This is a genomic window from Mesorhizobium sp. M7A.F.Ca.CA.001.08.2.1, assembly GCF_003998455.1.
GTDB lineage: Bacteria > Pseudomonadota > Alphaproteobacteria > Rhizobiales > Rhizobiaceae > Mesorhizobium > Mesorhizobium ciceri.
Genome location: NZ_RZPW01000326.1, coordinates 1 through 6,507 on the forward strand (window position 1 = coordinate 1; position 6,507 = coordinate 6,507).

Sequence of the window (6,507 nt, forward strand, 5' to 3'; positions counted from 1 at the left end):
GACGGTCGTCATCCGCCACATGAATGATTTCAGGGAGGAAAACCGGCTGCCGGTGCAGTTTGGCGTCGCTGTCGAAGAGATTGCCTTCAAGGGCGATCACTGGGCGGTACGGACCGGCGCTGGCCTGCGGCTGGCCCGCAATGTCGTCGTCGCCACCGGCCGCGACAGGCAGCCGTTCATTCCCGAATGGAAAGGCATGAAGGATTTCGTCGGGCGCATCATCCATTCGGCGGATTTCGGTGACGCACAGGCCTATGCGGGCCAGAAAGTGCTGGTCGTCGGCGCTGGCAATTCGGGTTTCGATGCGCTCAATCATCTGGCCGGCATAGACACGGCCGCCATCTGGCTGTCGGCCCGCAGCGGTCCCGCCCTGCTGCCCAAGCGCATCGGCAAGATCGCCGTGCACCGGCTTTCGCCGTTCATGGCTCGCTTGCCGTTGCGGGTCGCCGACGCGGTGATGTCGGCGACGCAGCGCCTGGCTTTCGGCGACCTGACCAAATTCGGCCTGCCGCCCGCGCCTGCGGGCGGCGCCAGCCGCCTGACCTCGGATTACACCGCGATCGCCGCCGACGACGGCGCCGTCAGCGCCATAAAGGCCGGCAAGATCACCGTCGTACCCGGCATAAGGGAATTCACCCGTGACGGCGTGATCCTGGCCGATGGCAGCCTGATCTATCCTGACATCGTCATTGCCGCGACAGGCTACCGCACCGGGCTGGAGCCGATGGTCGGCAAGCTCGGCGTGCTCGACGCCAAGGGCGTTCCGCTCTTCAACGGCGGGCAAGCCGATCCGAAATTGCCCGGTCTGTGGTTCACCGGCATGCGGCCGAGCATTCGCGGCTGCTTCGCCAATGCCGGCATCCTGGCCAAGGCGATCGCCAAACGGATTGCGGGGTCGGCCTCGCACCAACCCGGCGCATCACGCTGATTTGGGTTCCAGCCGCCGGAAACCGACGGCCTCCATCAGCATGTCCTCTTCCTCCATGCCGGCATTGTGCAGGGCGAGCAGGTTAAGCGCGATTTCCCGCGCGTCGGCGGAATCGGGATGTGCCTCGCGCCGCCGGCAGGCCTCGTCGAACACGCGCTGCAGCTTGGCGATATCGGCTGGCTTGAGCAAGCCACGGTCATAGACGGACTTCGACATGGCGATCTCCTGATAAAGACCTAGGGCGCCATGTTTAAATTGCCAATCTTTCCCGAGGCTTGACCGACTTCACCCCATGCCGCGACTTCAAAGGGCGGCAGCGGTGCAAATCTGCTCCGCTGCTGCGCCCCATGCTGGAGGGCAATCAGACCGCGATCTTGCCGCCGCCCTGTCTGGTGATGGCGACCACCGACGGCCGCACCGGCATGTCGGGCTTGAAGTCGGGCCAGCGCGTCGACAGATCCTCATAGTAGGACGGGCGGCCGAACGCTTCCCAGTCCTCGCCGCCATCGCCCGGATGCTGGACGGCGACGAAGGCGGTCTGGTCGTCGGGCGCAAACAGCGGACCGCACATTTCGGCGCCGATCGGCACGCGGAAGAACAGTTTCGAGGTCGCCCGCGCCGCCCCTTCCGTGTCCACCGCCCACAGACCATCCGTGCGGCCGGTGGCTTTCGGGCCTTGGCCGTCGGTCGCGACCCAGAGACGCCCGGCCGAATCGACCGCGCAATTGTCGGGCATGCCGAACCAGCCATTGGCCGTCGTTGCCGTCGAGAAGGTGGCGCCGACATCGGCAACCGCCGGATCACCGCATTTCAGCAGCACTTCCCACTTGCCCTTGGCGGCGGTGAAATCACCGCCGTCCTCGGCGATCTCGATGATGTGGCCGAAGGCGTTTTCGGCGCGCGGGTTGGCGGCGTCTACCTGGTCGGCCTTGCGCTTCGAATTGTTGGTCAGCATGACATAGACCTTGCCGTTGACGGCATTGGGCTGGATGTCTTCGGGCCGGTCCATCTTGGTGGCACCGAGCAGGTCGGCGGCGCGGCGCGTCTCGATCAGCACGTCGGCCTGGCCAGTGAAACCGTTTTCAGCCGTCAGCGGTCCCTGGCCGAAGACGATCGGCAGCCATTCGACCGTGCCATCTTCGGCGAACCTGGCGACATGCAGCGTGCCATCATCGAGCAGGTCCCGGTTGGCGGCATGATCGTTCGGATCGAACGCGGCCTTGGTCACGAACTTGTAGACATAGTCGAAGCGCTCGTCGTCACCGAGATAGAAGACGACGCGGCCGTCCCTGGCGACAATCGCTTCGGCGCCCTCATGCTTGAAGCGGCCCATGGCGGTGCGCTTCCTCGGCGTCGAGGTCGGGTCGTTGACATCGACCTCGACGATCCAGCCGAAGCGGTTGGCCTCATTGGGCTCCTTGGCGAGGTCGAAACGCTCGTAATGCGCCGCCCATTCATAGGCGCCTTCGGGAATGCCGAGACGCTTGTAGTTCGCGGCTTCCTTGTGGCCTTCCGGCAACTCGCCGGAGAAATAGCCATGGATGTTCTCCTCGGCCATCACATAGGTGCCCCAGGGCGTGACGCCGCCGGCGCAATTGTTGAACGTGCCGAACACCTTGGTGCCGGACGGATCGGCATTGGTCTTGACGCGGTCATGGCCGGCAACCGGACCGGACAGCGCCATTTCGGTGTTGGAGGTGATGCGGCGATTGAGCTTGCCGTCGCGCACCACCTGCCATTTGCCTGATGCCTTGCGGATCTCGACGATGGTGCCGCCGTGAGCTGCCATTTCGACATCGACCTGCTCCTTCGAGAGGGGTGCGACTTCGGCCGACTTCTTGCCGTCCTTCTCGACGATCTTCACGATGCCGGGGAACATCAGATGCGGATTGGTGTATTCGTGGTTGACCACCAGCAGGCCATGTTCGGCCGAGCCGTCGACCGGGATGTAGCCGACATAATCGTTGTTGTAGCCGAACTGTTTCGCCTGGGCCTCGGCCGACTGTTTCGTCGGGTCGAAGTCGGGCGAATCGGCAAACAGCGGATCGCCCCAGCGCAGCAGCACATCGGCATCGTAACCCGGCGCGACGTGGTGCTTGTCGTCGATGCCGGCCTCGAGTTCGTCGAACGTGAAGGCCGAGCCTTCAGCGGCCCGGGCCTCGTCGGCGCTGATCAGCGCCAGCGGGCTGACGGTGGCGGCGATGGCCGAGACAGCCAGCGAACCCTTGAGGAAGCCGCGGCGCGAGAACCGCGCGGCGATGATCTCGCCCATGGTGCGGTTGTCGGAAGCGTTGATGGCCGGGCCGTCGTTTTCCTCGAGCAGGCTGGTGCGGAATCGGGTGTCGGGGGAGCGAAGGTCAGTCATGGCTTGCCTCTGGCTGTTGGATTGGCTGGAGCGTGGGTACCTGTTTGACCCCCTTATAATCGCCGGATCACATTTTCGTGACATCGGGAGACCTTTCAGACGCGACAGGCATTGCGCGCAGCGCTGGCTAAGCATTCCCGCAGACCGGAACTGCTCCAGAATCGCCGGTTCGAGATGAAAGGAGACCTTAGGCGGCATCTTGGCCGCGCATCCTGCGACGGCGGACGACATCAGTCGTTTGCAAAAAACAGATCAACGGGCAACTGCACCCTCGACAAGTCACCTCCGCCGCCCCCGGCGGAGGTGACTTGATGTTCGGCGTCTGCGGTCGTCAGGCATCGGGAAAGCCAGTCTCCCGTTTAGCGATGGCGGTCACGGCGCCGTTCATGCGAAGCTAATGTAGCATATACTTGGGACTTTAGTCCAACCTTGCGCTTGCAATGGTCCTGGTTGACAACCGCAACGGTCGGAGGTCGCTTCCGGGCGCCGCGTCTTTCGGCAATGTTGGTTGCACTGCAACGTTGGGGTGGGGCGCGCCGGGCTCAGTCGTCGGAGATCAGAATGCACAGATCGGTCACGACCCGTTGTTGCCGGCTGGCGCTCAAATCGGCAGCGGCGCTGGTGTTGACGATTGCGCCCTATCAAATTGTCCTGGACGGCTCCGTTTCCGGCATCCACACCGTCAGCGCATACGCCAAGGGTGGCGGTAACAGTGGTGGCGGTGGTGGCGGAGGCAACAGTGGGGGCGGCAACGGCGGCAATTCCGGCGGAAGCAATAGCGGGAACAGCGGCAACGGCAATGGGAATAACGGCAACAGCGGCAATAACGGCAACAGTGGCAACAACGGCAAATCAGGATCCAGTCAGGGTAAGAGCGGGAGCCATGTCAATGCAAAGACCGGTGACAAGGTCGACGTGACCGGCAACAAGATCACAGTCAGGCATCCCGACGGCATAACGGAAAAGCTCGAGAACGGTCGTTTCAGCATGAAGGACGCTCTCGGTCGCACGATCATCGACCGCCAGGCCACGCCGGCCGATGCCAATCGTCTCAAGGCCTTGTGAAGCTGGCCAACAGGCAACGGTCAGCTTTGCACGTCACCTCCGCCGCCCCCCGGCGGAGGTGACCTCGTTTCCGGCCGGCGTCGTCCCGGTTTTCGGCACCGCAATGGCTGCGGTCCCGAGGCGCGACGCGCTTTTGCGCAATCCGGGACGGGAAACCGCTGCGCATTTCTTCGGACCTGCCCAGAGCAATTCTAGAAAAAGTGTGAAGCGGTTTTCCCGGGAAATGCGCGTAGCGCTTTTCCCTTGGGAATTGCGTCAAAACAGAGTTAGAGCAGCTCGCCGTTTCCGTGAAACGGTGAAATGCTTTAGGAGGGCCTGTCGCGGTCGCGCCACTCACGCATCATCAAGGCCGCTTCGGTGCGATTTCGCACATTGAGCTTCGACAGCACTCCGGTCATGTGATGCTTGACGGTTTTCTCCTGCAGCTCAAGCCGCAAGGCGACTTCCTTGTTGCTCAGCCCCTCCGCCACCAGCCGCAGGATTTCCGTTTGCCGATCGGTGAGCTGCCGCAGCCGTTCCGCCAAGCCGTCGGTCGGCTGCTGGGACTGGAGATCCGAAAGCAGCCGGGCCGATAGTGTCGGCGAGAGATAGCTTTCGCCGGCTGCGACATTGCGCAGGATGTCGGCGAGGCCGCGCGATCCGACGCCTTTGAGGACATAGCCATTCACCCCTGCGTTCAGCGCCTTGGTCACATCGGCATTGGCCTCCGAGACGGTCAGCATGACGATCTTCTGGGCGGGATGGTTGGCGAGGATGCTTGCGACCGCGCTCAGCCCGCCGCCCGGCATCGAGATGTCGAGCAGCAAGATGTCGGGCCGCATCGTCGCGGCGAGGCGTTCGGCATCCTGCGCCGTGGCGCCCTCGCCAACCATCTCGAAGCCTCCGATCTCCGACAGGCTGCGCGTCACACCTTCGCGAAAGAGGGGATGATCGTCGACAATGGCGATGCGAATGGTCCCAGTCATGCTTGCTCCTCGACCGACAGACGGATCACCAAACGCGTACCTTGCGGCCCGGTCAAGGTTTCGAACTGTCCGCCAATGCTTTCGACCCGTTCCCTGAGGCCGGCGAGCCCGAGGCCCTCGACCCGTGCCGTCGGATCGAAACCCGGCCCGCGGTCCGACACTTCGACAAAAAGCCTGCCACCTTTCATCCCGGCACTCACCGCCTGATCCTTGCCTAGCCCGTGGTGATAGGCATTGTTCAGCCCTTCCTGGACGAAACGATAGATGCTGATCTTCTCGGAGGCGCCGGGTTCAGGCAACTGTCCGGCCAGCGTCAGCGTCACCGACGTTCCCGTCCTCTGTTCGTGTTCCTTGACGGCCAGCCGCAGAATGTCGGTTGCGGCAGCCGTCTCGATCTGCGGCAGGACAAGGCCGGTGCAGATGCCGCGTATTTCGCGCATCGCATCCTCCAGCGTCTTGCGAATCATCGTGACCTCGGTCGAGCGGCTTGCGCCTGAATGGCCATCGCTGGAAAATATCGGGCTGTCCATGCGCAGCGCCGCCAGGGCCACGAGTTGGGCCGGGCCGTCATGCAGGTCGGCGCCGATGCGGCGCAGATATCTTTCGTTGAGCGCGGTGGCGCGGCGCGAGGCCTGTTGCACGCGCAGTCGCAAGGCACTGTTTTGCGCCACCAGACCCTGCAGTTCCGACACCTGGCGGCGCAGCGCCCCACGCTGGTCGTCGATGGTGCGGCTGCCGCGCAGGACGATGCCCGCCAGGAGCAGGAATGCCGCCAGGGTCGCGCCGGCCACGATCAGCCAGCTCGACCACAGAGCGGAAGCCAGGGTGGCCTGGAAATCGTCGGCGATCTCATAGAACTCGGTAACCGCCACCACCTCGCCCGACCAGGGCTCGCGCACGGGATTGTAGATCTCCAGCAATGGCAAGCCGGTCGCCTTCTCCTCGCTCTCATCCTCATCGAAAGTATTGAATTCAGCGACGACATTGCCTTGGAAAGCGGAACGCAGATTGTCGCTCGGAGCGAAGCGGCGGCCGATCAGGGCCGTCTCCTTGGCATAGAGGACCGTCCCGTCGCGGCGCCAGAGCATGAACGATTCGAGGCGCTTGCCGAGCGCGCCCTGGCCAAGCGTCTCGTCCAGCGCCTGCTTGACGGAATCGCTGAGCTCCTGCTCCTTGCGCAAGTC

General features: G+C 63.6%; 6 protein-coding genes. 2 read left to right on the top strand and 4 right to left on the bottom strand.

Annotation, left to right across the window (positions count from 1 at the left end):
- Positions 1-928: NAD(P)/FAD-dependent oxidoreductase (locus EN914_RS19425; protein ID WP_164778801.1), on the top strand; the 928-nt coding region annotated here is incomplete at its 5' end.
- Here the strand turns inward: EN914_RS19425 and EN914_RS19430 are convergent.
- Both EN914_RS19430 and EN914_RS19435 read right to left on the bottom strand, forming a co-directional pair.
- Positions 920-1,144: a hypothetical protein gene (locus tag EN914_RS19430; protein ID WP_024502214.1), complete on the bottom strand. Its 225-nt coding sequence runs from the start codon at positions 1,142-1,144 to the stop codon at positions 920-922. The two genes, EN914_RS19425 and EN914_RS19430, sit on opposite strands and share 9 nt — an antisense overlap.
- A 145-nt stretch (positions 1,145-1,289) precedes the next feature.
- Complete coding sequence (locus EN914_RS19435) at positions 1,290-3,293, bottom strand: PhoX family phosphatase (RefSeq protein WP_024502213.1); 2,004 nt, start codon at positions 3,291-3,293, stop codon at positions 1,290-1,292.
- Between the two features lie 561 nt (positions 3,294-3,854).
- On the opposite strand from EN914_RS19435, the gene EN914_RS19440 reads away from it, so the two are divergent.
- Entirely contained in the window at positions 3,855-4,358 is a 504-nt protein-coding gene (locus EN914_RS19440) for a hypothetical protein (protein WP_024502212.1), read from the top strand.
- Between the two features lie 305 nt (positions 4,359-4,663).
- On the opposite strand, the gene EN914_RS19445 is transcribed toward EN914_RS19440, so the two are convergent.
- Positions 4,664-5,323 carry a response regulator transcription factor gene (locus tag EN914_RS19445; protein ID WP_013528674.1) on the bottom strand — a complete coding sequence of 220 codons (660 nt, stop codon included), beginning with the start codon at positions 5,321-5,323 and terminating at the stop codon, positions 4,664-4,666.
- The coding region (locus tag EN914_RS19450) for a sensor histidine kinase (protein ID WP_164778802.1) at positions 5,320-6,507 on the bottom strand (1,188 nt) is incomplete at its 5' end. The genes EN914_RS19445 and EN914_RS19450, both read right to left, overlap by 4 nt.